Annotated in this window: 23 protein-coding genes; 9 read left to right on the top strand and 14 right to left on the bottom strand. The window is 63.9% G+C overall.

Going from position 1 to position 25,203, the window contains the following annotated elements; translation table 11 throughout:
• Positions 1–6 precede the first annotated feature (6 nt).
• The 5 genes from GLL_RS04785 to GLL_RS04805 are packed head-to-tail and all read right to left on the bottom strand — an operon-like array spanning position 7 to position 7,613.
• On the bottom strand, positions 7–1,329 hold the full coding sequence (locus tag GLL_RS04785) for a four-carbon acid sugar kinase family protein (RefSeq protein WP_164929593.1): 1,323 nt from the start codon (positions 1,327–1,329) through the stop codon (positions 7–9).
• Positions 1,313–1,837 carry a hypothetical protein gene (locus GLL_RS04790; RefSeq protein WP_164928637.1) on the bottom strand — a complete coding sequence of 175 codons (525 nt, stop codon included), beginning with the start codon at positions 1,835–1,837 and terminating at the stop codon, positions 1,313–1,315. Before GLL_RS04790 ends, GLL_RS04785 begins: the two co-directional genes overlap by 17 nt.
• Positions 1,834–4,119: a hypothetical protein gene (locus GLL_RS04795; RefSeq protein ID WP_011140921.1), complete on the bottom strand. Its 2,286-nt coding sequence runs from the start codon at positions 4,117–4,119 to the stop codon at positions 1,834–1,836. The genes GLL_RS04790 and GLL_RS04795 overlap by 4 nt, the downstream gene beginning before the upstream one ends.
• Positions 4,116–6,014 carry a secretin N-terminal domain-containing protein gene (locus GLL_RS04800; RefSeq protein WP_011140922.1) on the bottom strand — a complete coding sequence of 633 codons (1,899 nt, stop codon included), beginning with the start codon at positions 6,012–6,014 and terminating at the stop codon, positions 4,116–4,118. Before GLL_RS04800 ends, GLL_RS04795 begins: the two co-directional genes overlap by 4 nt.
• Before the next feature lie 21 nt (positions 6,015–6,035).
• On the bottom strand, positions 6,036–7,613 hold the full coding sequence (locus tag GLL_RS04805) for a GspE/PulE family protein (RefSeq protein WP_011140923.1): 1,578 nt from the start codon (positions 7,611–7,613) through the stop codon (positions 6,036–6,038).
• 172 nt (positions 7,614–7,785) lie between these two features.
• Here GLL_RS04805 and GLL_RS04810 point away from each other — a divergent pair, with 172 nt between their 5' ends.
• Together GLL_RS04810 and GLL_RS04815 are read left to right on the top strand one after the other, a co-directional pair.
• Positions 7,786–10,323 carry a sigma 54-interacting transcriptional regulator gene (locus GLL_RS04810; RefSeq protein ID WP_011140924.1) on the top strand — a complete coding sequence of 846 codons (2,538 nt, stop codon included), beginning with the start codon at positions 7,786–7,788 and terminating at the stop codon, positions 10,321–10,323.
• A gap of 257 nt (positions 10,324–10,580) precedes the next feature.
• A complete protein-coding gene (locus tag GLL_RS04815; protein WP_011140925.1) occupies positions 10,581–11,300 on the top strand; it encodes a YdcF family protein in 720 nt (239 codons plus the stop codon).
• A gap of 280 nt (positions 11,301–11,580) precedes the next feature.
• On the opposite strand, the gene GLL_RS04820 is transcribed toward GLL_RS04815, so the two are convergent.
• The 3 genes from GLL_RS04820 to GLL_RS04830 are packed head-to-tail and all read right to left on the bottom strand — an operon-like array spanning position 11,581 to position 12,760.
• A complete protein-coding gene (locus tag GLL_RS04820) occupies positions 11,581–11,796 on the bottom strand; it encodes a hypothetical protein (RefSeq protein WP_011140926.1) in 216 nt (71 codons plus the stop codon).
• 25 nt (positions 11,797–11,821) lie between these two features.
• Complete coding sequence (locus tag GLL_RS04825) at positions 11,822–12,379, bottom strand: NUDIX hydrolase (RefSeq protein ID WP_011140927.1); 558 nt, start codon at positions 12,377–12,379, stop codon at positions 11,822–11,824.
• A 30-nt stretch (positions 12,380–12,409) separates the two neighbouring features.
• The gene (locus tag GLL_RS04830; RefSeq protein WP_011140928.1) at positions 12,410–12,760 is read right to left on the bottom strand and encodes a 4a-hydroxytetrahydrobiopterin dehydratase; all 351 of its coding nucleotides are present in this window, start codon (positions 12,758–12,760) and stop codon (positions 12,410–12,412) included.
• A gap of 84 nt (positions 12,761–12,844) precedes the next feature.
• Between GLL_RS04830 and GLL_RS04835 the strand changes: the two genes are divergently transcribed.
• A complete protein-coding gene (locus GLL_RS04835) occupies positions 12,845–13,090 on the top strand; it encodes a hypothetical protein (protein ID WP_011140929.1) in 246 nt (81 codons plus the stop codon).
• Here the strand turns inward: GLL_RS04835 and psb28 are convergent.
• On the bottom strand, positions 13,081–13,413 hold the full coding sequence (gene psb28, locus GLL_RS04840; protein WP_164928638.1) for a photosystem II reaction center protein Psb28: 333 nt from the start codon (positions 13,411–13,413) through the stop codon (positions 13,081–13,083). The two genes, GLL_RS04835 and psb28, sit on opposite strands and share 10 nt — an antisense overlap.
• A gap of 32 nt (positions 13,414–13,445) precedes the next feature.
• Positions 13,446–13,790 (bottom strand): histidine triad nucleotide-binding protein, encoded by a 345-nt coding sequence (locus GLL_RS04845; RefSeq protein ID WP_011140931.1) that lies wholly within the window; start codon positions 13,788–13,790, stop codon positions 13,446–13,448.
• 73 nt (positions 13,791–13,863) lie between these two features.
• Here GLL_RS04845 and GLL_RS04850 point away from each other — a divergent pair, with 73 nt between their 5' ends.
• The 3 genes from GLL_RS04850 to glgA all read left to right on the top strand — a co-directional run bounded on the left by GLL_RS04850 (position 13,864) and on the right by glgA (position 17,455).
• Complete coding sequence (locus GLL_RS04850) at positions 13,864–14,847, top strand: DUF362 domain-containing protein (protein ID WP_011140932.1); 984 nt, start codon at positions 13,864–13,866, stop codon at positions 14,845–14,847.
• A complete protein-coding gene (locus GLL_RS04855) occupies positions 14,844–16,007 on the top strand; it encodes an LptF/LptG family permease (protein WP_011140933.1) in 1,164 nt (387 codons plus the stop codon). The genes GLL_RS04850 and GLL_RS04855 overlap by 4 nt, the downstream gene beginning before the upstream one ends.
• A 71-nt stretch (positions 16,008–16,078) precedes the next feature.
• Positions 16,079–17,455 (top strand): glycogen synthase GlgA, encoded by a 1,377-nt coding sequence (gene glgA, locus GLL_RS04860; protein WP_011140934.1) that lies wholly within the window; start codon positions 16,079–16,081, stop codon positions 17,453–17,455.
• Here glgA and GLL_RS04865 read toward each other — a convergent pair whose 3' ends face one another.
• A complete protein-coding gene (locus GLL_RS04865) occupies positions 17,456–18,496 on the bottom strand; it encodes a potassium channel family protein (RefSeq protein ID WP_011140935.1) in 1,041 nt (346 codons plus the stop codon).
• The gene (nagA, locus tag GLL_RS04870) at positions 18,493–19,614 is read right to left on the bottom strand and encodes an N-acetylglucosamine-6-phosphate deacetylase (protein ID WP_164928639.1); all 1,122 of its coding nucleotides are present in this window, start codon (positions 19,612–19,614) and stop codon (positions 18,493–18,495) included. The genes GLL_RS04865 and nagA overlap by 4 nt, the downstream gene beginning before the upstream one ends.
• A 34-nt stretch (positions 19,615–19,648) precedes the next feature.
• Between nagA and GLL_RS04875 the strand changes: the two genes are divergently transcribed.
• Complete coding sequence (locus tag GLL_RS04875) at positions 19,649–20,053, top strand: NIL domain-containing protein (protein ID WP_011140937.1); 405 nt, start codon at positions 19,649–19,651, stop codon at positions 20,051–20,053.
• Between the two features lie 28 nt (positions 20,054–20,081).
• Positions 20,082–20,732 carry a Uma2 family endonuclease gene (locus GLL_RS04880; RefSeq protein ID WP_011140938.1) on the top strand — a complete coding sequence of 217 codons (651 nt, stop codon included), beginning with the start codon at positions 20,082–20,084 and terminating at the stop codon, positions 20,730–20,732.
• Positions 20,733–20,805: 73 nt separating this feature from the next.
• Here the strand turns inward: GLL_RS04880 and GLL_RS04885 are convergent, their stop codons facing one another.
• Entirely contained in the window at positions 20,806–21,615 is an 810-nt protein-coding gene (locus GLL_RS04885; protein ID WP_011140939.1) for a mechanosensitive ion channel family protein, read from the bottom strand.
• Positions 21,616–21,792: 177 nt separating this feature from the next.
• A complete protein-coding gene (locus GLL_RS04890) occupies positions 21,793–24,240 on the bottom strand; it encodes a U32 family peptidase (RefSeq protein ID WP_011140940.1) in 2,448 nt (815 codons plus the stop codon).
• Between the two features lie 467 nt (positions 24,241–24,707).
• Between GLL_RS04890 and GLL_RS04895 the strand changes: the two genes are divergently transcribed.
• On the top strand, positions 24,708–25,076 hold the full coding sequence (locus tag GLL_RS04895) for an alr0857 family protein (protein WP_011140941.1): 369 nt from the start codon (positions 24,708–24,710) through the stop codon (positions 25,074–25,076).
• Positions 25,077–25,203: the final 127 nt, after the last annotated feature.

Consider the following 25,203-nt stretch of genomic DNA (forward strand, 5'->3'; position numbering starts at 1 on the left):
CGGCACCTATTTTTTTGCAGACCGGGACAGCCGGCGATAGACCACCGCCAGGGCTTCCTTGGCCCCGACGTTGCCCGGAAAGAGCACCACCGGCAGATCCGGAAAATCGGGATGATCGGCGGGGGTGCGCACCACCGAACATCCGGGTAGGATCTGGCCCAAAAGCCGGGCGGTGCGCAGGGTGAGTCCCCGGCTGAGGGTGTCGTTGGAGGTGATGCCCCCTTTGCTCACCAGATAGCCAATCGTTTCAGGCAGGTGGCGCTCCACGGCCATGAGCAACCCCGAGACCGTCTCGCCGAAGGCCAGGCGCGTCTGCACATCCGGAAAAGTCAGCTCCCGACGGCTGGTGTAAACGACGGGCGTCTCGCCTCGGGCGTGGGCCGCCGCCACGGCGGCATTCACTTCGGTGAGCAACTCGGCGCGCGCCGCTTCCCCCCCCGCCAGGAGCCGTTCCACCTCCACGGCGATCCCGGCGGTGCCGGGCTCCTGGAGCAACCGTTCGAGCTGCTCGGTGGTCTTGCGCACGTGCGAGCCCACGATCACCGCCCCCGGCCGGCCGCCGCGCACGAAGGACGCCATTGCCTCGGCGGGAACCGGCTGCGGAGGCAGATCGGCGAGGGCCGTCAGCACACTGGCGGCGCTGCGCAACAAAAACCGTTTGCCCCGCTCCACCGAGCGCAGCAGCACCCGGGCAAAGCGGTCGAGATCGTCTTGAACCTCCGCGTCCACGACGACGCTGCGGTTGTCCTGCAGCGCCATCAGCCGCTCCTGCAGACACTCCCCGCGGATATCGCCCAGTACCAGGCGCTCGACGGCTTCAGCCGGGATGCGACCGCCGGTCTTCTCCTCGACGTAGGCGGGCAGATAGCTGTGGCGGTAGGCGAAGACCGAGTCGCGCGCAAATTCGGTCTCGTGCACCGGCACGCCGTTCAGGTAATGGACGCTGTCGCGGGTGAGCCGGCCCCCTTCGAGAAAGGCGGGCACCAGAAAGTGGGCGTCGATCGGCCCCATCTCCTGGGCGATCACATCGGTCTCGAGCGGATAGTGGCCCCGCAGGGTCGAATCGGAGCGGCTCACCAGCAGATAATCGGCCACGCCCATCGCAGCCAGGGCTGTTTTGAGGTTGCGGCAGACGGCGCGTGTCGTCTCGGCGGCGCGCTCGGGGTCGAGGGCGCGGGTGTTGGCCAAAATGAACATCAGGGGCGAATCGTCGGCGATGCCCAATTTGAGCGTCTCGACATCCCACTGCATCAGCAGCAGGCAGCCGTGGACCGTCTGGGAGCCGGTCGGGTCGTCGTCGATGACGACGAGCTTAACGGCGGGGGATATCATTGCGGCAGATGGGGGTTTGGGCGAGTGTCGGTTTGGGTCCGGCAGAAAGGGCGGGGATCGCCTCGGCGCTGGGCTTGTCGCCCGCCGGCCAGCGCTCGCCGTCGGCAAAGACGACCGATTTGAGCTGAGCGGCGACGATCGCCCCCGGCCAGGCCAGGTACAGTTCGCGCAGGCGCAAGCGGTCGCCCGCTTCGGGCTGCAGATTGGCTGCGAACGGACAGGTGAGGCGGGCCATGATCGTGCCCTGGACATCGGCCATCGAGATTTCGACTTCCAAGCGGTCGATCGGCTTGGGGGAGATGTTGCGGTAAGTAACGGTCGTATCCCAGATGAGGTTGATACCCTGATACTCCTTGTCTTGAAGACTGCTGGAGATCCCGTCGATGCGCACCGGCGGGTTGTCGGCGACAGGCGGCAGGACGATCCCCTGCAAGATGCGGTAGGCGTCGGCGGTGCCGGTAGTCAGCAACAGAGCGACGGCAGTCCATAGAACAACTTTCTTCAAAGCATACCCGTTGAGCTGGTGGTCTCAGTAGTCTCAGTGGTCTCGGCCGGTGTGGAGGCGGGGGGGGTGCGCCACTGGTCGAAGTTGAAGCGCTGCCAGAGGGCGCCGTCGACGCGGGCCACCGGCACCGGTACGAACGGTTCGGGGCGCTGCCGGGGCCGGAAGGTCATCAGCTGGGCGCCGACGGTCGGGGGGGTGCGACGGTAGATGGCGTCGAACTGGACCCGCAGGCCGTAACTATTATCCCCGTAGAGCAGATTTTGGGTATTGGGGGCGTAGCGGGGCGGACCGATGGCAATGGCCGGGGCAATCAGCGATCCCACCAGCCGCGCGCTCCCTTCGCTCAAGAACGGACCATTGCTGAAGATCTGGGCCTGCAACCGCATCAGGGGCACCACCTGCGCTTCGCCGCGCACACTCTCGCGCTGGAGCGAGCCTTGCTGGCCGCGGCTGTTGACGCCGATGGAGACGAGCACCTCAGGCGCGTCCCGCTCCGAAAGGCGGGCCAGGATGTAGTTGCGCCGGTCGAGGGTGACCGCCCTGGCGCCGCTCGGGATGCTGATGCCGTCCACGGTGACGCTGCTAATCAGCCGCCTGAGGGTGGTGGGCAGGTTGGGCGGGGCACCGATGTCGCGTTCGAGATCCTTGCGCTCGACGGTCAGGGGAATACCGCGGGCGTTGGCCAGTACCGTCACCGGGATGCCGCTGGAGAAGGACATCTTGATGGCGGGCGGCTTGGGGGGCGGTCCCGCCGGGGGGGCGTTCGGCTGGCCGGGACGACCGGTGGTAGAGCCGCCGAGGCCGGAGGCGCCGCCCGGGGGCACCGGGGCACCGGGCAGGGTGGATCCGGCTGGAGTGGAGGGGGTTGTCGAACCGCCGGGGGTGGAAGCGCCTGTTCCTGCCGCCCCGGCAGCCGCCTGGGCCTTCGGATCCGGCGGCTTGAGGGCACAGACGATCGTCAGGCTGTCGCTTGCTCCCAGCGGCACCAGGCCGGCATTTTCCAGCGACAAACAACTGCTGCTGCTGGTGATTACCAGGGTGCCCCGGCCCTTGTAGGTAAAGACTTTGAACGGCTGGCCGCGCAACAACAGCGTGCGGTCGGGCAGATAAAATATCCCGCGCCGGGCTTTATTAAAGTCAAACTCCGCTTTTTTGGCGTCGTAGATCGTCTCGCCGCGCGGGTTGAGGATGTTGTTGGCGTCGTTGAAATCCTTGCGGAAGGTGGTGCCCGCTTGACCAATCAATTCTGCCAGCGGCACGGTGAGCTGCAGCGTGCCGGGGCTTTCGGACTCCTCGAAGCTCTCGAAGTCGGCTTCTAGATCGATTTTGCCCGGCCGGGCGAAACGGCGGTCGCCCCCCTGGCTGAGGATCGTCTTTTCTTTGTCGTTGGCAAACTTGAACAAGTCCGGGTTGAGGGGCCGGGCGGGGGTACCGTCGGTACTCTCGCCGTAGGAGGAGCCGGTGTCGGGGTTGCGCGGTGCGGTGACGGTGAATTTGGCCTGACCCTCCAATCGCGCCCAGTCCCCCTCGACTTTGGGCGTATCGACGAGCACCGGCCCTTCGATGCGGATGCGGCTCGGTTGCTCCTGGGCGACTTTCAGGCTAAAAGGCGGCAGCGGTTCCGGATTGACCTTGGCGACCGAGACCACTCCCAGGGCGACTTCCGGGCGGCGGGTGACCGCTTGGGCGTTCAAATCCACCGCCAGGCGCAACGTCTGGGCCACCGCCTGGCGCCCGTCGCTGCCGTCGCCGCCGCTCTCGCCCACGACCTCCACCTGGCGGGCCGCCACCGGCAACAGGCCGCCGCCCTCGACCGCCTCGGCCACCGACAGCGGGATCCAGCGCACCGCCCCCAGCTGATGCACCCACCAGCGCTGATTCGGGGTGCCTTCTTTGAGGGCCGTGGCTTCGAAGGTATCGGGCAAGGGCTCGGCGCTCATCAGATCGTGCATGCCGAGCACAGTGCCGTCGAAGGAAAGCTTGGCGTAGCCCAGATAAAATTTGCCGTCGCGGCGGTAAAGACCAAACGGGCCGGTATCCTCGGCAAAGACCGCCTCGCCCCGGTCGTTCATCGAGAGCAACTGGCGGCCCATGCGGCTGCGGACATGGGTGAGGGCCGATTCTGCCGACAGGTACGCTTCGGTGCGCGCTCGTTCGCCGGTGGTGGCGCGGGAGTTGTTGACCGAGACCGAGAAGACGGTCGTCCCCACCACCAGCAAAATCGCCCCCAAAAGCAGCACCAGCACCAGGGTGAAGCCCCGGCGGTTGCGGATGCGTCTCACCGCGGCGGCTCCAGGGGCAGTTTGGTGTCGGGTAACGGCTGCACATCGCGCACGCGCGGGGTGATGAAGACCACCAGTTCGCTCTGCTCCAGGCTCACATTGGTGTTGCTGAACAGCTGGCCGATAAGCGGGATGTAGCCAAAAAACGGCACGCGGGTGATGACCTCGCGGTTGGTGGTCTGGATGAGCCCGCCGATTTCGAGGGTCTGGCCGTCTTTGACCAGGATGATATTTTTGACCTTGCGCCGGGCAATGTTCGGAGGGACGGTCGTGCCGGACGAGGTCAACGTGGTGGTGCCCTGGGGCACGGAGGATTCGACGCTCAATTCGGCCAGCACATTGCCGTCGGCCTGGACGGTGGGGGTCAGTTCGACCACGGTGCCGGCGCGGAGGGTGCTGAGGGTGGTGTTGTTGACGGTGGCGCCGCTGACGTTGGTTAGCTGGTTGAGAATCAAGTTGATGTCGGTTTGCACGTCGATCGACGCTTTTTGGCCAGTGATCGTGTTGAGCTTGGTGTCGGTGACCACCCGCGCTTTGTTCTCGGTGATCAGCCCGTTGATCACAACGATGGCGCGGGCGATGTCGTTGAAGGTGGCAAACGAGGTGGGCGGCGAGAACAAACCACCCAAGCTCAAAGGAGCGGTGTTGCCGGGGGAGACGGCGCTGCCGGACTGAATGGTGCGCAGGGCGTTCAGTTCGCGCGAACCGGCGTCGCTCAGTTCGACGATCTTCACCTCGAAGACCACCTGGCGCAGGGGCTTGTCGATCTGCTGCAACAAGTCGCGCACCCGGGTGCGCAACACGTCGGTGCCGCTCACCACCACGGCGTTGCGCGGCTCGTCGATTTTGACAAATTGGGTGAGGCTCGCCGGGATGAGCTTGGGTACGTTTTTCGCCTGGGTGAACGAGAGGGCGATAGCTTCGGTGCGCTCGATGGCCCGGCTGGTGGGGGTGCCGGGGGTGGCATCGCCGATGAGGTAGGTGCGGCCCTCGCGGACGAATCCGTAGCGGGTGCCGTTGAGCAGTTGGCCGAGGGCCTCCTCGAAGGGGATCCCCGAGACCCGGCCGGTCACCCGGTCGGAGAGTTGGCCTTTGATGATGAGCTGCGCCCCCGCCTGGTTGGAAATATTTTCGACCACGGTGCCCAGCTCGGCGCTTTTGACGCTGAAGCTGACCGGCCGCTTGCTCGGGTCGGCGCCGCCGGGGGTCGTCGGTACCGGCAGTTGGGGCAGGCCGCTTTTGAGTTGGCTCACGACATAGACATTGCCTTCGGATTTGTTGATCGTGAGGCCCGCCACCTGGGCGACGGCGGTGAGGGCGTCGTTGAAGGTGACCTGTTCGAGGTTGAGCGAGACCCGGCCGCTGACCGAGCTTTCGGTGACGACGTTGGCCCTGGCCACCCGCCCGAGCAGCGCAAGGGTGTCTTTGACATCGCCGTCGCGCACCTTCAGGCTCACCCGCTCTTCGGGTGACACCTGCGGCGGCGTCTGGGCTATGGGCGGAGGGGGCGGCACCGTGGCCAGTCCCCCCGAGCCGCGAATTTCGATAGTCTGGCTATCCGCCACCGCTTGGCCGGCCACGACCTGATAGGTGCTGCCCAGGGCGCGGGGGCGGTAGGTGAGGCGCATTCCCCCGGCCACCACCTGCACGCTCACCGTCCCGGCGGCCGTCTCCTGGCTCGCGGCCACGCTGCCCGGTTCGGTGCCGGGCAAAAACAGCACCACCTCGTTGGGGGTGTTGCGCTCGATTTGAAAGGCGACCGTCCCGGCGGTGCGGATGCGCAGGGTATTGCCTTCCACATCGATGCCCGCCAGGGGGGCGGCCCAGGCCGCCGTACTCAGACAGCCGGCAAGCAGGAATCCGGCGGGCAAGCTCAGCCAGCGTTTCACGTGCATTTTTCTCCGATGGACGCCCGTCTAGACTGACACAACCCGCAGAAGTTCCTCAATGGTGGTGCTGCCCTCCATGACCTTGGCGATGCCGGCCTCGGGCAGCGAGCGGATGTTGCGCGCGCGCAGGTAGGTGGTGATTTCGGCGTTGGAGGCGCGGGCGTGGATGAGCCCCTGCAGGTGGTTGTCGACTTCCATCACCTCGAAGATGCCCTCGCGGCCGAAGTAGCCCGACCCGAAGCAGTGCTGGCAACCGTGGGCGCGCTTCCATTCGAGCGGAACATTGGCGTACTCGGGGTGGGCGTCCAGTTTGAGCCGCTGCAGATCGACGCTGTCGGGGCAGTACGGTTCGCCGCAGTGGCGGCACACTCGGCGCACGAGGCGCTGGGCAACCACCCCCACCAGCGCCCCGGCGATGAGATAAGGCTCCACCTGCATGTCCAGGAGGCGGCTCACGGCACTGGGCGCGTCGTTGGTGTGCAGTGTGCACAGCACCAGGTGACCGGTCATCGCCGCCTGGAACACCGTCTGGGCGGTCTCCAGGTCGCGGATTTCACCCACCATGATGATGTCGGGGTCTTGCCGGAGAATCGAGCGCAGGCCGCTTGCGAAGGTGAGACCCGCCTTCGGGTGCACCTGCACCTGGTTGATCCCGGCAAGCTGGTATTCGATCGGATCTTCGATCGTGACGATGTTGCACTCGGGCTTGAGGATCCCGCGCAGGCTGGTATAGAGTGTGCTGGTCTTGCCGGAGCCGGTGGGGCCGGTGATGAGGATTAACCCCTGGGCGCGGCCGAGCCAGTGGCGATAGGTGGCCAGGTCCGCCGCGTCAAATCCTAGTTCCTCCAGCAGCGTGAAGGTGTTGTTCTTGGGCAGCAGCCGCAGGACTGCTTTTTCGCCGTGCAGGCAGGGCAGGGTGCTCACGCGCAAATCGACTAGTTGGCCGTTGATTTCTTGGGTGACGCGGCCGTCCTGGGGGCTTCTGTGGTTGGCGATGTCGAGTTCGGCGAGCACTTTGACCCGTGAGATGAGCGCTTTGCTCTCGGCAACCGGAAAAGTGCCCATCTCGCGCAGCAGGCCGTCGATGCGAAAGCGCACCCTGAGACCGTCTTCCTGCGATTCGAGGTGGATGTCGCTTGCGCGGCTTTTGAGCGCTTCGTTGAGGAGTCTTTGCAACTGGGCGCTGATGCGCTTGCCTTCGGGAGTGCCGTCGGTGCCGATGGTGATGGCAACCGAGGGTTCGGCCGCCGCGAGGGGCTCAAGACCGCCCCCTCCGGCAGCCTGAAAATATTCCGGCAGCCGCTCGCGCCCGATTTGCCACCAGCGGCGCACCTCTGAGGAAGCCAGGGTCAGGGCGCGAAGCTCGCAGGGCAGTTTCTCGCGCAATCGGCGCAGATCGGTCTCGCCGAGGGCGCTGAAGCTACCCAGATAAAGCTGTTTGTTAAAAAAGGCGAGCGGGACGATAGAGCGCAGTTCTTCGCCGAGCTTGCCGCTCAGCGAGCGGATCAAGTTCCAATCGAGCGACTCGGGAAGCAGCACGACGCCGATACCGGGGCTTTCGGCGATGGGCAGTTTCAATTCCGGGGGCAGCGTATAACCTTGCATAGGTACCCACTTTTTAATCTAGGCAGTTGGACGATCCAGAGGTACTTCAGGGTTCCTGAAAAGTGATCATTGCAACCATCCGCACATTATCACCGCTTGGGCGACGATAAGGGTGTGATGGCGCCGACAGATCCGGTGCACCATAATAAGTACGCGCGAACGCCTCTACAGTATGCAGCCGACCGCCGCCGAGGCCATCCCCTGGCTTCGTGAAAATACCCTCTTCGCAGCGCTAGGTGAAGCGGCCCTCGCCGATTTGGCGGGCGAACTGACTGAGCAAACGGTCCAGGGCAATCGGCGGCTGGTACTCGAAGACAGCCCTGCCGAAGAACTGATCATTCTCAAAGAAGGCCGCCTCGAAAGTTACCGCACCAGTCCGAGCGGCCCGGCCGCCGCGCTCAGTTTGCTCCCAGGTTCGGTGGTGCATCTAGTCGAACTGCTGATGGAGCGCCCCGTGCAACGGACGCTTATCACCCTTGCCGACTGCCGGCTTTGGATCGTTCCGGCGGTGCGCTTTCGCGAGCTTGCTGCCCGCTATCGCGAGATCGCCCGCGCTCTGCCGGAGGCGCTGGCGGCAGAAGTGGCGCAACTGGCGGCCCAGCTCAATTACGAACAGGAGCGCGCCGCCGCGCTCAGGCCGTATCTAATTACCCGCGCCCGCCGCGGCATCGTCGGCAAGAGCCGCTACGCCGCCACCCTGCGCCGCCAGATCCGGTCGGCCACGGCCGATCGCAAGCCCGTGCTCCTCTTCGGCGAACCGGGCCTCGAAAAGGACAACGCGGCGGCCCTCATCCACTTCGGCTCCCCCGCCCGCCGCGAACCGATTATCCAGGTGAATTGCGCCACGCTGCAGCCGGGGGGTGCCGATCTGTTCGGCCGGGCGGGCGGGCGGCCCGGCCTCATCGAGTGGGTGGGGGAGGGCACGTTGGTGCTCAACAACATCCAGGATTTGCCCGCCGGATTGCTCGCCACCGTCGAGCAGATGCTCGCTACCGGCACCTACCGGCCTGTCGCCCGCCCGGAGGAGATCCCCCCCGCCCCGCGGCCCTTGCGCGCCCGCGTCGTGCTGGTTTCTGAAAAAGCGTTCTCGGGCCTGGAGCGGCTGATGGGCCAGGTCATCAAGGTACCGCCACTGCGGGTGCGCAAGGGCGATATCGCCGTGCAGGTCGATTACTACCTCAATTTGCTGGTCAGATCCGAGGGGTTACCCTTCAAGCCGCGCGTCAGCCCCGAGGCCCTCAGGCGATTGCAGAGCTACGATTTTCCGGGCAACCTGGCGGAACTGGCCACGCTGGTGAGTCGTGCGGTTTCCCAGGCGGCCGGGGCGCGCGAACTGAGCGAAGAAGTCTTCTGGCCCGCCCAGGGGCGCAAAAAACGCTTTCGCGCCAATTTGCTCAACGGCTTTCCGTGGCTGAGGCGCTTTTTGCGCAGCGCCTGGTGGCCCGACCGGATCAACTTCGGATTTACCGCCGGTTTTTTCGTTTTTATCGTCGCCGTGCTCTTTGTCGGGCCGCAACAGCGCGAGGAGAACTTTGCCCTCAATATGTTCTGGGCCTGGTGGTGGCCGCTGGTATTGGTCGGTTTCCCTTTCGTGGGCCGCCTCTGGTGTGCGGTTTGCCCCTTCATGATCTGGGGAGAAATCGTCCAGAAAATCTCGTTGCTTATCTTTCCGCGCACCCTCAGGCGCTGGCCCCGCGAGCAGGCCGAGCGCTGGGGCGGTTGGTTTCTCTTTGCCCTATTCGTCCTGATTTTTCTGTGGGAAGAACTGTGGGATCTGCAGAACACCGCCTACCTTTCTGCCTGGCTGCTGTTACTGATTACCGGCGGGGCGGTGGTCTGTTCGCTGATCTTCGAGCGGCGCTTCTGGTGCCGATATCTGTGTCCGATTGGCGGCATGAACGGTCTATTCGCCAAGCTCTCCGTCACCGAACTGCGCGCCCAACAGGGCATCTGCTCAGCCACCTGCACCACCTACCAGTGCTACAAAGGCGGTCCCGCCAAGGACGAAGGCCAGGCCACCGGTGGCTGTCCGCTCTACTCCCACCCCGCCCAGCTCGAGGACAACCGCGACTGCGTGCTGTGCATGACCTGCCTCAAAGCCTGCCCGCACCGCTCGGTCGAATTGAACCTGCGCCCGCCCGGCATCGAACTGTGGACGACCCACGTCCCACGCGGCTACGAGGTGGCGCTGTTGCTGTTGCTATTGGGCGGCGTTTTTCTGCATCGCTTACCCGAGGTGCAGAGCCGCCTCGGCTGGCCGTGGGGGATTGAGGCGTTTGGAGCACATCTGGCGCTGGCGCTGATCGCCCTGGCAGTCCCGGCCTTGGTACCGCTCGCAGCCCACGGCCTGTTTCGCCTGGTGGCAGGCGGGCAGAGCGCCCGGCCGTTCGTCGAACTGGCCTATGGCTATTTGCCCCTGGTGTTGGGAGGCACCCTCGCCCATTACTTAAATCTCGGCCTCGGGGAAGCGGGAAGGATTGTTCCGGTTACCTTAGCCACCTTTGGCCTTGCCGGAGCGAACCTGCCGGTGCTGGTTGCCCACCCGGCAGTGATCACTTTTTTGCAGGGTGCCTTGCTGATCGCATCGGTGCCGCTCAGCATCTGGTTGACCCAAAAAATCGCGCGCATTCCCGTGCGCTCACTGTTACCGCAGCATCTGGGGGTGTTGACTCTAGCTGGCGGGCTATGGGTGCTGATTGTCGGGTATTAGATCCCTTAAGTCCAAGGTGAAACAACGGCGGGCAAAGGTACTGTACTTCATCGAACCATTTTTTCGAACAGTCAAACCCGTTGCTTGGCACTGGGTTGCTGCAGGGATATGCGTTGCGCACCCGGTTCATCGATGGCGCTGCGGTGATCATCGAGAAGCCGACGGAATTTGATGACCGTCTCAGACCGTGCTGAGCATGGCACCGGCAAGCTTGGTCGAACGCCTATGCTGGCGGTGACACCTTTCAAGAGAATCCGATGATCGACCCGGCGCTGTGCATGCGCGCCCCCGAGGGCTGGACGGTGTTTACCGTCTGGCTGCTCGAATGGCTCGCCAATCCCTGGCTGGTAGTGGCGCCCCTGGCGCTGTTGCTGGCGGCCCCCTGGTGGATCCGGCCGCTGCCCTGGAAGATCCCGATCAGTGTACTCGCCATCGCGCTGTTGCTGGTCTACTTTGCCGCGGTGTCGCCCCCGGCCCTGGCCCTCGCAGACGCCCAACTGGGGGACTATCCGGAAGCGCCCTCCAATCTGAAGGCGGACGCCATCGTTGTGCTCGGGCGCGGCGAGCGGCTCAGGCACACCCGCGTCGAACTGGCCGCCCGGCTGTGGCGGGCCGGTCGTGCTCCGCGCATCTTTATCAGCGGTCGCAACGACGCCGATACGATGGTGGCCGATTTGCGCCGGATGGGCCTACCGGCAAAGGCCGTGGCCGGAGAGGAATGCTCGCGCACCACCCAGGAGAACGCCGAATTTACCGCCCGCATCCTCAGGCCCGCGGGGGTACGCACGCTGCTGCTGGTGACCGACGCCCCCCACATGCTGCGCTCGCTGCGCACCTTCAAAGAAGCCGGATTCAACAGTGCCGCCGTCACCTCCCCATTTCCGGAGAAACTCTCCGAACTGCGCGAGCGGCTCATCGTCGTGCGCGAGTACCTCGGGCTTTTGACCTATCGCTGGTTGGGGCGGATCGAGGTTTGAAACGGGTTTCAGGGAAAACCGGAGCCTGTGCAGGTTTGCGGACATACTCCTCGGCGCGCAACTTACTCAGAATTGTGCCGCAGTCGACACGCGTCGTGCAGGCCCTAAAAGAATAAGCCCACCCCCCAAGTCTCGTTCCTGGCCGTGCCGCTAAGTCCGGGGGGTGTCGGGGGGGTGGCACCCCCTCGACACGGGGAGGTTGGAGAGCGCGAGAGGGGAAGCGCGAAGGGGGTTCCGCCTCTCGCCCCACAGACCCTCGTGCAAAGCCAACTGCCAAGTATCACGATTCGCCGAACGCCTCGCCCTCGATGCCCTTCCACCACTGACCGAGCGCCATCAACTGCCGGTGCAGCTCAGCAAATTCGCGCGCATATTCCTCGGGCGAGGTCGTATCGCGCCGCTCGCGCAGCATCGCGATGCGCAACTGCACCAAAAGCCAGGGCTTGGAGAGGCTGTCGGTGGCCTCGATGTAGCGGGCGATATCTTCGCTGTTCATGCAACAATTCTACACAATAGAACGCTCAAAGCCCCTCCCCTTCAAGCCGGTCGCTGGCCCCCGGCGGGTTGGAGCGGGGCGCAAATTCGCTCAGGTGGCGGGTTTGCTGAAAATGATCGAGCGCCCAGCGCACCGAAGGAAAGGCCAATTCGCCCCAGGGGATCGCTTCCCAGCTAAACAGGCGCACCTCCAGGCTCTCCGGGCCGGGACCGATGTCGAGGGAGAGCAGCCGGGCGCGGTAAATCAGCTGTACCTGGCTGATGCGCGGCACGTTGTAGACGCCCAGAAGCGCCTCGATGGCGATGCGGGCGCGCGCCTCCTCCCAGGCTTCGCGCACCGCCCCGGCCTCGGTGGTCTCCCCCAGTTCGAGATACCCCGCAGGCAGCGTCCAGTAGTTGCGCCGCGGCTCGATATCCCGCCTACACAGCAAGACCTGGTCTTCCCACAGGCAGACCGCACCGGTGACGATGCGCGGGTTGTCGTAGTAAATAAAGCCGCAGTCAGGACAGACCAGCCGCTCCCGATTGTCACCCTCGGGAATCTTGAAGACGGATGGACCCCGCGGTTCGGCATCGGCTGGCATGGCAGTATTCTAGCCGAGCACCCAACCGGGCTACACGGCGCCCACCTGTGCGGCAATGGCATCGGTTTTGGCCGCCATCACAAAGTCGTTGCGGTGCAACCCGGCGATGGCGTGCGTCCACCAACTCACCTTGACGGAGCCCCATTCGGTGAGCAAAGCCGGGTGGTGGCCCTCCGCCTCGGCCTCCTCGCCCACGCGGACGGTAAAGGCGATGGCCTCGCGAAAGTCGCGCAGCCGAAACTGGCGCTCGAGGCGTGGGGTACCCTCAATTTCAACGATTCGCCACGCCGGGATCTGGGGGTGCAATTCGGCGATTTCGGCCGCACCCACCCGGGGGGCGTCGGGGCGGCAGGCGGTGCAGCGCTGTTCGGTCAGGTTCATTTTAGAGAGAGGGTATGATTCGTCACTTTCGCGTATACGATAAGACGAATCCGTTGTCATCCATCCGCAGGTAGAACCCGATCCATGGAAGTGAAGTTGCTGCGCATCGACCGCACCGTCGTTTTTTACCGCTATCTGGGGCGCGGGCGGGTATTCAAGAGCCTCTGCCACATCTGGGAGGTCTGGTGCGAGCAGGAAGACGGACAACTCGCCACGCTGTCGAGCTGTTTTCCGGTGCGCTACGGCTTTTATCGCTCCGAGCGCGAGGTGCGGCGCGATGCGACTGCCTTTGCCCGCAGCCGGGTGCTGCCGCCGGAGACTCAGGCGTAACCCATGCGCTCCATGAAACGGTAGAAGCGATTCCAGGCGGCGTCGGAACCCATTTCGTGGCTAATCTCAAGGCCGATGAATTTGCCGTTGAGGTGCTTGGAGCGGATGTCGCGCACGGTGATTTCGCCTTCTTCGTCGCGCATGCGGAAGCTCATCACCTGGTTGAGGTCGGCCTTCGGCGCGGCAATGTAGATGAGCGCAGTCTTTCGGGAAGTATCGTACTTAGACGCCATCACCCGGATATCTGTAATCTCTTCGTTGATTCCCTCAAGAAACTGCGCTACCGCCATCGCTTCACTCTCCGAAGTTAAAACTTTGACCATTTTACAAGCGCCCAAGAAGTGTGAAGCATCCGTTACCCGGGTGGCCAGGCGAGCATCCGGCCGCCCAGCAGGTGGACGTGGAGGTGGTAGACTGTCTGACCGCCCTGGACGCCGTTGTTGACGACCAGGCGGTAGCCGCTGTCGAGTCCTTCCTGGCGGGCCACCTGCACAGCGACATAGAGCAGATGGCCCAGGAGCGCTTCGTCCTCGGGGGCGACCTGCTCGAGCTGGGCGATGGCACGCTTGGGGATCACCAGGATGTGGACCGGCGCCTGGGGGTTGATGTCACGAAACGCCAGAGCGCGCTCGTCCTCGAAGACAATCGCGGCCGGGATTTCCCGCCGGAGGATCTTGCCAAATACCGTATCGGTGTTCATGGTTGCAGTGGTTGGAGTCAGACTTATATCCTGAAGGAGACTCTACCGTGTACACACCAGGAAAGGCCACTGCATGAGCGTCGTCAGTCTGCGTACAGCTTCCTCTTACGCTCCCGGGGTACTGGGACCGCGGCTTGCGCAGCTCTTGGAGCCGCTCGGCGGGATGGCCGCCTACGTCCGCCCCGGCGACCGGGTGCTGCTGAAGCCCAATTTGCTCACCGGCGCCAGGCCCGCCAAAGCCTGCACCACCGACCCCGAGATCGTCCGCCAGGTGGCGCTGTTGGTGCGCGGGTGCGGCGGCAAGCCCTTCTTGGGCGACAGTCCCGCCTTTGGCACCGGCCGCGGCGTGGCGGTGGCCAACGGTCTGCTGCCTATCTGCGAAGAGCTGGCCCTTCCGATTGTCGAATTTTCGTCGAGCCGATACCGCTCGGCGGGCGAAACTTTTGAGCACCTGCGCCTGGGCAAGGAGGCGATGGAGGCGGACGTGCTCATCAACCTGCCCAAGGTCAAATCCCACATGCAGCTGACCGTCACCCTCGGGGTCAAAAACCTCTTCGGCTGCGTGCCCGGCAAGATGAAGGCCTGGTGGCACATGGAGGCGGGCAAAGACAGCCTGCGCTTCGGCAAGATGCTCGTGGAGACGGCCCTCACCCTCCAGCCGGATCTGACGATTATCGACGGCATCGTCGGCCACGAAGGCAACGGCCCCTCGGGGGGCGAACCGCGCGCATTGGGTCTGCTCGGCGCCTCGGCCGACGTCTTTGCCATCGACCGGATGTTTTGCGCATTGTTGGGGGTGGACCCCGAGCAGGTGCCGGTGCTGTGTGCGGCGCGCGCACTGGGAGTGATCCCGGAGGGTCTGACGGGGATTATGCTGGACGGCCCGCCTTTGGAGCAACTGCGCTGCCCCGACTGGCGGCTGCCTGAGACGATGATGCCCATCGACTTCGGCTTGCCCAGGGTGATCCGCTCGACGATGAAACATCTTTGGATCCGGTTTTTGAAAGAACCCCTGGCCGGCGGCTTTACCCGGGCCGAGCGGAGAGCACCCCTTTGAAGACATTTGCCGAGGCAAGGTCGCGCTTTTCGCTGCCGGGGCTGACGATTATGGACCGCTACCTGGCAAGCGAACTGGTTTTGCCGTTTTTGTTCGGTGTGGCGGCCTTCGCCTCGATCGGCATGGCGATCGGATCGCTCTTTGAACTGGTCCGGCTCATTTCCGAAAACGGCCTGCCGCTCACCACCGCGCTGCAGGTCTTCTTGCTGCGCATGCCGCAGATCATCACCTACACCTTCCCGATGTCGGTGCTCTTTGCGACGCTCCTGGCCTACGGGCGTCTGTCGGGGGATCTGGAGATCACGGCGCTGCAGGCGAGCGGCGTGAGTATCCTGCGCGTCGTCGTTCCCACGCTGCTGCTCAGCGTCATAGTCAGCGTCATTACCTTTTTCTTCAACGAAGTGGTGGTCCCCACCGCCAACCAGGAGGCGAGCACCACCCTGGCGCGGGCGATTGGCGGGGGCGACCGGCCGCGATTTACTAAGGACAACATTCTCTATCCCGAGTACAACTGGGTGCCGGGCAAGGCCGGCGAGCGCGAATACGCCCTCATTCGGCTGTTTTATGCCCGCCGCTACAGCGACGGGATCATGTACGGGCTGACGATTCTCGACTACAGCCAGGAAAACCTCAACCAGGTGATCACCGCCGATTCAGCCTACTTCGATCCGAAGACCGACGCCTGGCGTTTTCGCAACGGCACCAGCTATCTGATCGGCAACGACGGCACTTACCGCAATATTCTTCAGTTTCAAGAGCAACAGGTCAAAATCAGCGAAGATCCGCTCAAGTTCGCCCAGGAAGTGCGCCGGCCGGAGGAGATGACCACCGTCGAACTGCGCCGCTATATCGAACTGGCCCAGAACGCCCGCCAGGAAATTCGGGGGCTGCTCGTCAGTCTCTACCAGAAGTACGCCATTCCGAGCGTCTGTTTTGCCTTTGCGCTGGTGGGTGCCCCGTTGGGCCTGCGCCGCCAGCGCACCAGCAACGCCCTGGGATTGGGCCTCAGCATCCTGATCATCTTCAGTTACTACATTTTTCTATTCATCGCCCAGGCCCTGGGCCAGACGGGCGTGCTGCCGCCCTGGCTCGGAGCCTGGCTGCCGGCGCTGATTACGATGGCCGTGGGTGCCTACCTGCTCTGGCGGGCCAACCAGTAACCGGTGGTGCCGAAGACTGGCGCTTGGGCCGCGAGGCGGGATAATCGTAAAGAAGCATCACAAGGACGAGCGTGAAGGTATTGTTTGCGGCGGCGGAGTGTGCCCCCTTAGCCAAGGTGGGCGGCATGGCGGACGTGGTGGGCTCGTTGCCCCTGGCCCTGGCCGAGATGGGGCTCGATGTACGGATCATCCTGCCCTACTACGGCTTTTTGGGGGAGCTGCCCAAGTCCGAGCAGCCGGTCTGGACCGGCGGCGCCATGTTCCAGCAGGTCGAAATTTACGAAGCGCGCCTGCCCGGCAGCGACATCCCCCTCTATCTGGTCGGTCACCCGGCCTTTGCCAACGAGCGCATCTACGGTTTTGAGGACGAAGCCTGGCGCTTCACGCTCTTCTCGCGCACGGTGGCCGAATTTCTCTGGCGGGGCGGTTGGGATCCGCAGGTGCTCCACTGCCACGACTGGCACACGGGACTGTTGCCCCTCTGGATGCGGTCGATGCCGGTGATGACGGTCTTCACCATCCACAACCTCGCCTACCAGGGACCGCCCCTGCCGTACTTTCGCGCCTTCGTGGACGTCCCCTACGACACGGGCGCCTGGAACCCGATGGTGGCGGGGATCATCCACAGCGACGCGATCACGGCGGTCTCGCCCACCTATGCGCGCGAAATTTGCACCCCCGAGTACGGCGAGCGCCTGGACGGCCTGCTCAGGGGCCAGGGAAACCGCCTGACCGGTATCCTCAACGGCATCAACACCAAGGCCCTCGACCCGGCCACCGACAAGCACCTGACGGTCAACTACGACACGACCAGTCTCGATCGGCGCGTCGAGAACAAACTGGCCCTCCAGCGCGAGTTCGGCTTCGAGGTCAGTGCCGATCGCTTGCTGGTGGGTATCGTCTCGCGGCTGGTGGACCAGAAGGGCTTCGATTTGCTCGCGCCGCTCTGGGACAACTGGATGCACACCAGCGGCGCCCAACTGGTCGTGCTCGGCAGCGGCGACCCGTTTTACGAATTTCTGTTTCGCTCGGCGGCGGAGCGCTACCCGGACCGCATCAAGGCGGTGCTGAGCTACAACGTGCCCATCGCCCAGCGCATCTACGGCGGCGCGGATCTGTTTTTGATGCCCTCGCGCTTCGAGCCCTGCGGCATCGGCCAGATGATTGCGCTGCGCTACGGGGCGGTGCCTTTGGTGCGCAAGACCGGTGGCCTCGCCGACACGGTTTTCTTCCACAATCCGCTCGATGAAAAAGGCAACGGCTTTTTGTTCGACCGCTACGACCCGGCCAACCTGCTTGCCATGCTCTACCGCGCCGAGGAAGCGTTTCGCTACAAAGACTACTGGCGACGACTGCAATTGCGCGGCATGGAAGCGGACCTCAGTTGGCGCGCCTCCGCCCATCAGTACGCGGATCTCTACAAGTCGCTGATTGCTCGCCTGGGCTAACTACCCAGTCTTCACCGGCAACAGCGCCTCGGAGAGAGTGCGCAGCTGCGCGTCGGTGCCCAGGCAAAAAAGAATATCCCCCTGGGCGAGGATGGTCTCGCCGGTGGGACTGCCCACCAGTGTGCCGTCGGCGCGGCGGATGGCCACTACCAGGCCGCCGCTGCGGTTGCGCAGGTTGATCTGCTGCAGCGACATGCCGACAAAAGGACAACTGCGCTCGTCGAGTTTGACCTCCTCGACGATGAGCGAACCGCCGCCAGTGCCGCTGAAGGCCGTCTCGATAAAATCGACCACCCCGGGCCTCAGGGCAATCGCCGCCATTCGCCGCGCCCCGGCGGTGTAGGGGGAGACCACCTCGTCCGCCCCGCCCCGGCGCAATTTGACGGCCGCTTCTTCACTGCTGGCCCGGGTGATCGTGCGCACCTTCGGGTTGAGGTTGCGCGCCGAGAGCACGATAAATAGATTATCGGCGTCGGACGTGAGCGCGCAGATGACGCTGCAGGCCCGCTCGATACCGGCTTCGACCAGGGTCTGATCGGCGCTCGCGTCACCCTCGATGATCCGGTAACCCTTGGAGCGGGCGATGGTTGCCGCCCGCGGGTCCGCCTCGACGACGACGAACTGGGCATGGCTTATCGTCAGTTCTTCGCAGATGCGGCTGCCCATCCGGCCGTAGCCGCAGATGATGAAATGGTCCTTCAGCTGGCTGAGCATACGCTTCTGTCGGGTATATTTGAGTCCTTCTTGAAGATAGCCTTCTCCGAGGGCCTGGACAATCCGGCCGACCAGAATGCCGAGAGTCGCCACACCGAGCACAATGAGCACGATCGTAAAGATGCGTCCATCGGTGTTGAGGGGCCGCGTCTCCCCGTAGCCCACCCCCGCCAGGGTGATCACAGTCATATAGAGCGCGTCGAAGAAATCCCAGCCTTCGATGACCATGTAGCCGATCACGCCGACCACGTAGAGTCCGACGATCGCCATCACGATGTTGAAGACGCGCCAGCGAAACTCGCGCAGGCGTTCGGCGGGGGGGCTCATCGTACCTCCAAGCGCTCGGGCCGGTCTTTGCCCGGGGGCCACACCAGCAAATCGGCATCCGGCGGCCAATCGACCGGTTCGCCCAGGACCCGCCGCGGCTGGAGCGCCCCCAGGCGCAGGGCCACGCCCGGATCGACCCCGCACTGGCCCACCAGCCGCGCCAGTACATCGGTGAGGCTGAGGGCGCTACCGGCGAGCCGACCGTCTTCGAGGGTCACCTGCCCGGCGCGCACGGTAATGGCGAGGCCATGCCAGTCGTAGCGACCGTCGGCGATTCCCAAGGGTGCCACCGCATCGCTCACCGGGATGAGGCCCGCTTCGCCCTTGGCGCGCAGCAGCAATTGGGTGGCAGCCGGGTGCAGGTGGATGCCGTCGGGAATGCACAGGCATTGCACCCGCTCATCCAGCAAAGCCGCCCCCACCACGCCGGGCTCGCGGTGGTGGAAGGGGCGCTGGGCATTAAAAATATGGGTCACCAGCCGCGCCCCCGCGTCGAAGGCCCGCTGCGCCTGCTCGAAGGTGGCGGCGGTGTGGCCGAGGCTCACGTGGATGCCCTGGGCGACCAGCCAGGGGATCGTCTGGCCGTCCGGGTCGAGTTCGGGGGCGAGGGTGACGAGCTTCACCAGGGAGGCGTAATCCCCCAGGACGCACTTGGCGTCTTCGACGGTGAGCGGCAGCAGGTACCGGCGCATGTGGGCGCCTTCGTACTCGGGGTTGAGAAACGGTCCTTCGAGGTGCACCCCCAGGATGCGCGCGCCGCTTTTGGGGGGCCGAAAGCGGCCAATCACCGCGAGGGCTCCCTGCAGCTTTTCGACCGGGACGCTGATCAAGGTGGGCAACCAGGCCGAGAGGCCAATCGACCAGAGATAGGTCGAGATGCGCCCCAGTTGCTCCAGGCCCTCGTCGCCTTCCAGTTCCGAAAATTCGACCCCCAGAGCGCCGTTGAGCTGCAGATCCACCAGCCCCGGGCTCACCCAGGCTCCCGCCAGATCGATCGAGTCGGCGCTCCCTTCCCAGCAGTCGCCCGATGGGTCCACCGCCTGCAGTTGTCCCTCGGCCACCAGTAGACTGTAGAGATTCCCGTCTCCCGCCCAGCGGGCGTTGCGTATCTGCCGCATCCTGTCGAGCCCCTCGCTGAGTAGAGTGTAACCAATGCGCAAGCGCGTCATTCTCACTTTTCCGCCCGCCATCGTGCATATGCCGGTCACCTACCGGCTGGCCAAGGATTTCAACATCGCGAGCAACATCCTGCGCGCCCAGGTGGCCCCCGACGAAGTGGGCAAACTGGTGCTCGAACTGTCGGGGGATATCGATCAGATCGAAGCGGCGATCACCTGGATGCGCGATCAGGGCATCGACGTCTCGCTGCTGGGACACGAAATCGTGATTGACGAAAACCTCTGCGTTCACTGCGGCCTGTGCACGGGGGTTTGCCCGACCGGCGCCCTGGCCCTGCACGCGGAGACGTTTTTGCTGCAGTTTCGCCGCTCCCGCTGCATCGTGTGTGAACAGTGCGTCCCGGTCTGCCCGGTGGCGGCGATTTCGACCAATTTGTAAGAGGGAATAGGCTCGGGAGAAAACGGCGATGACGGTCACACTTCAGCTTGAACAACTGAGCATCATGCCAGGACAGCGGATTGTGCTGCGCGACGTGAGCTGGCAACAGTTTGAAGCCATCCTCACCGAACTGGGAGATCACCGGGCCAGCCGACTGGCATACGACAACGGAATGCTGGAGATTCGCATGCCCCTGCCGGAGCACGAAAGGAGCAAAGTTCTCCTCAGTGACTTTGTAAAAAACTTGCTTGAAGCCTTAGATATCGATTTTGAGCCCTTTGGCTCATCCACGTTTAAACGCATAGACATGGCCAAAGGCATCGAACCGGACGAGTGCTTCTACATCCAAAACCATGCGGCGATGATCGGCAAACGGCGCCTCGATCTGACCATCGATCCGCCGCCCGACCTCGCAATCGAGGTTGACCTCACTTCCAAGACGCAGCTTGAAGTATATCGGGTCCTGGGTGTGCCGGAGTTGTGGAGGTACGAATCCGGACGGCTACGCATCGATGTTCTGCAGTCGGGCCGGTACGTCGAATCGCCAATCAGCCCAACCTTTCCGGACTTGCTGCTGGTGGAGAGGTTTCCCGGCTTCGTCGAAATGGCCGCCACAGCGGGGACGCGCCCCGCGCTGAAAGCTTTCAGGCAATGGGTAAAGGAACAACTTCAACTCTAAGCGCGAGCGGCAAAGTTTGTTGTGCAAAAGGTTTATCCCCCTGAGCAGAAGGGGCCAGGGGGATGAGGGCTTCCTACGCTACGTTGCGCATCGTCACGTACTGCTGCGGCACCGGGTAGCCCGCTTCGCCGAAGGTTTCGCGAATCAGGCGGTTGGTGTCGAAGTAGACCTGCCAGTAATGGGCGTTGTTGCAGAAGGGCCGCACGGCGAGCACCGGACCGGCGGCGCTGAATTCGAGAATCTCGACGTCCGGGGCCGGGTCGATCAGCACATTCGGGATCGAAGCGAGCTTTTGTTTGAGGCGGGCGATGGCGTCGGCGTGATCGACGCCAGCGTTGAGCTGAGCGGTCAACTCGACGCGGCGGTAGGGATTGGTCGAGTAGTTCTGGATATTGTCGCCGAAGACCTTGGTGTTGCCTACGAAGGTGTGGACGTTGTCCGGGGTGTCGATCGCCGTCACGAACAAACCGATCTCCTTGACGGTGCCTGTGACGCCTCCGACGGTGATGAAGTCGCCGACTTTGAAGGGCCGCAAAATGATCAGAAAAACCCCGGCGGCGAAGTTCGAGAGCAGCCCGCCCCAGGCGGCACCGATGGCTACGCCGGCCGCTGCCACCAGGGCGGCGAAGGTGGTGGTCTCGACGCCGAAGTAACCAAGAATGGAGACTACCAGCGCGATGTTGGCGAGCACGCCGACAATCGAACCCACGTAGCGGACGACCGTCGGATCAATTTTTTGTTTATAAAGGGCGTTTTGCACCAATCCGATGACCACGCCGATCAGCCAGCGACCGAAGATATAAAGAAGAATCGCGCCGACAATCTTCAAGCCAACGTCGGTGACAGTAACAAGAATCGTTTGACCGATTGCATTGAGGTCCATGTTTTACCCTTCTCTAGTGAGCGAAATGTGCAGCACAGTGTGCATCAGATACTGAGTTAGACCGGCCCGGAGTTTGAGAGAACCGGAGGCGGCTATCACCGATGAGAATATACGGTCTCAAACTTTGGCCGTGTATTTTAGCTCACCGCTATATTGAAAAGCGGTGGCAAAGAATACTCAATAAGGCAACTGGCCGCGGGTGACACCCAACTGGTTGAAAAGTTTTAATTCCCGCCACAACTCGCTGCCGCTCATCTGGCCCGCCAAAAGCTTGCGGTAGCTGTCGAGGACGGTGCCCACCCGCTCGGGGGGGTCGTTAAGAAATTCCACCCGCAAATAACGCGCCCCCAATCCGACCAGATGCTGCACGTACTCCGCTGCGCTCTGGGCTCTAGCGTTAAAGAGCGTGTTGCGGCAACCGGCGTCCGCTTTCAGGGGGTGCGCCGAGCCGACGCGATCGCGCAGTTGCACTTCGACCCGCTCGCAGGGACGGCCGCAGTTGGTGTGATCGGTGCCTTCGGATAAAAAAGCGCAAAAGACACAGTGCTCCATGTGGAACAACGGCATGTGCTGGTGGATGGTGATCTCAAACCAGGCGGGCGGGGCACCGGCCAGCAGTGCCGAAAGCTGGGCGACATTGAGGTCGTAACTCGCGGTAAGCCGTTCGAGGGCGTAGCGCTCTTTGAGGTACTTGGCGGCAAGCGGGTTGGCGACGTTCAAAGAGAAATCGCCGACGCAGCGTTCGGAGGCGAAGTAATGCAGGTGATCGTAGTTGCGCACCAGGTAGCCGTCCGCACCGCTCGCCCTCACCTGGCTCAAGATCCACTCTTCGCCCATCTTGGCGATGCGCGGCGGGGCGACAAAGAGGGTGGCCCCCGCGGCGCGGGCGCGCTCCACCGCCCGGCGATACTGCCGCACATCCTCCAATTCGCAATAAACCGTGCGCAGACCGCTATCCAGCACCGCGTCGAGTTGGGCAAACGAACGCACCAGCGCGATCAGTTCCGGCTCGGCAAGGGTCGGTGCCTCGCCATTGACACGCGGGGCCGCCGGGGTCGGGTGGCTCTGCCAGCGCAAGGGCTCGGCGCGCAGGGCGATCAATCGCTCCACCACCTCGCGGCGCAGCCGGTTCAGTTCGCTCACCGGCAGATGGACGGCACCTTCGATGTGGTTGTCGAGGGCACCCAGCTTAAAGGGGGTTCCCCCCAGGCGCCCCAACTGTTCCGCCAGCCGCTCGGTGTCGAGGGTGTGTTTGTGGGCTTCAGCCAGGGGCAGCGACGATTGTACCCGCACCAGGCGACCGGATTCGTCCTGGGCTTCGAGGACGAGTGCTTCGCCCGGCCGGCCGGACACCTGAAGGTGTACAGGCCGCTGAAAAGGCGCCGCCCCGGGTGCAAAGCTCCGGCGCACCCGGCGCTCCAGTTCGGGATCGCTGGTCTTCCAGAGCTTGTCCCCCGGCTGCACCCGCCGCCAACGAATGTCGCCCCGACCAAAACCGACGCGGGCGAGTGAGTGGTGCATTTCGACCATGTAGACCCGGCCCCCCTGCTCGGGTTCGTCGGGCCTGCCGCCGTCGAAGACGACGCCGTCCCCCGGTTTGAGGGGCGCTTCGAGTACCAGTTCGACTGTGCCTTCTTGCACCCGCAGCACTTCGCCCAGGTAGACGCCCCGCTTCTTGCCATAGCGGGCGTGGACCAACCGCTGGTTGTCGATGCCCTCAAGCCAACCGGTGGAGAGACCCCGCGAAAAAGCCATCTCCAGTGCGTAGTAGGATGCGGGATCGACAGGGCCGGTCTTTTCTAGCTCAGCCGCCGCCCGGTCGAGGGCCTGGCGGTAGACACGGGTGACACTGGCCACATACTCGGGAGATTTGAGCCGGCCTTCGATCTTGAGCGAGGCAAGCCCGGCTGGCAGCAGCTCGGGGATCAGGTCAATCCCGGCTAGATCCTGGGGGCTCAGCAGGTAGGCGCGCTCCCCCAGGTCCACCCGTTCACCGTCTGCGACCAGTTCGTAGGGCAAACGGCAGGCCTGGGCGCACTCGCCGCGGTTGGCCGAGCGGCCCCCGAGCGCCTCGCTGGTGAGGCACTGCCCCGAGTAGGCCACACACAGCGCCCCGTGCACAAAGATCTCCAGCGGCAAAGGCCGCTCGGCGGTAGCCGTGCGAATTTTGGCAATCTCGGCGAGCGAACATTCGCGGGCGAGCACCACCAGGGCGCAACCCAGTTCGCGCACAAAATCCACTCCTGCCGCGCTAGTGACGGTCATCTGGGTGGAAGCGTGGATCGCAAAATCCGGCGAGATTTGGCGGATCAATCGACACACGCCGATGTCCTGAACGATGGCCGCGTCCACCCCGGCCGCCACGATCGCCCGCAGGCTGCGCTCGGCACTGGCCAGCTCATCCGCAAAGACGAGGGTGTTGAAGGTGACGTAGCCCCGCACGCCGCGGCTGTGCAGGTACGCCATCAACTCCGGCAAATCGGCTTCGGTGAAGTTGTGGGCACGCAGGCGGGCGTTGAAGCGCTCCAGCCCAAAGTAGACGGCATCGGCGCCGTTTTCGACCGCCGCCCGGGCGCACTCCCAATCGCCCGCCGGGGCCAACAGCTCCGGACACCGCCACGCCATCGCTTCTCCACCACAAAAAATCTTTCCTAATCTTAGCGGTCCCAAGTCCGCAGCAATCCGCTGCGAGGGCTTGACCCGGGCGGCAGAGGCGTAGTATATCTGTAATACGAAATTTTGGAATCCCGCCGACCGATGTTACGCCCAACCCGCCACGGTGCCCCGAGAACCGGCTTCTGCCCCACCCCCAGAGGGTGGACGCAAGCGGGCACCATCGCGGGCAAGTTTGCCCTGTTGCTGCAGGCCGCCGAGATCGGCGATCTGCGTCGCATGCTCGGGGCAGATCTGCCCAATTTCCGGCGAAGCGGGTGGTACAGGTTCGCTGTACCTGCAGACGGCTAGAAAGAATCGACCCTCTTTCTGACCCCCGCTTCCGGACCACCGAGGCGGGGGTTTTTGCATGGCATCAATCCACTTGCCGGTCCCGAAGTTTACCGAGAAAACCTTACGACCCGGGAGAGTGCACGACCATGTTGAAGCTGATGTACACCGAAGCGGGAATCTACATAGAGGCGGTGGCCCTGTCCGTCGAGCGCTTCGTGGGCGAGCGCGGCACCTTTGCCGCCTCGGTGGGGACAAACCTGATCGCCGAGCCGGGCTGGGCGTCGGTGCTGGTGGCGAACCTGCCCGGGGCGGCTTCCCTCGCGGGCCAACCGGGCATTGCCCTGTGCCGGGCGGAGGAAGGGTTCGTGGAAGTGAGCGTCATCGGCGTGTGGCTGGCGAGCGCGCTGACCAGCGAGGAGGGCATCTTCGCCGCCGAGTTGCCCCCCGAGTGCGAAGCGCGGCTGCTGGCCCTGTGGGAGCACGGCTGCCGAGCCGAATTGAGCCTCACCGATTAGGGCAATGGTCGCGAAATCGCTGAGTAACCTATCTGTAGTATGCTCCTGCGCCTTGCCCGCAGGGCAAAAGCGGCCAAAAATGGTGCTGGCGAGTGGATGGCAACAAGCCCATGGACGTTCCCCAGCT

The sequence above is a fragment of the Gloeobacter violaceus PCC 7421 genome (genome assembly GCF_000011385.1).
GTDB classification, from domain to species: Bacteria; Cyanobacteriota; Cyanobacteriia; order Gloeobacterales; family Gloeobacteraceae; genus Gloeobacter; species Gloeobacter violaceus.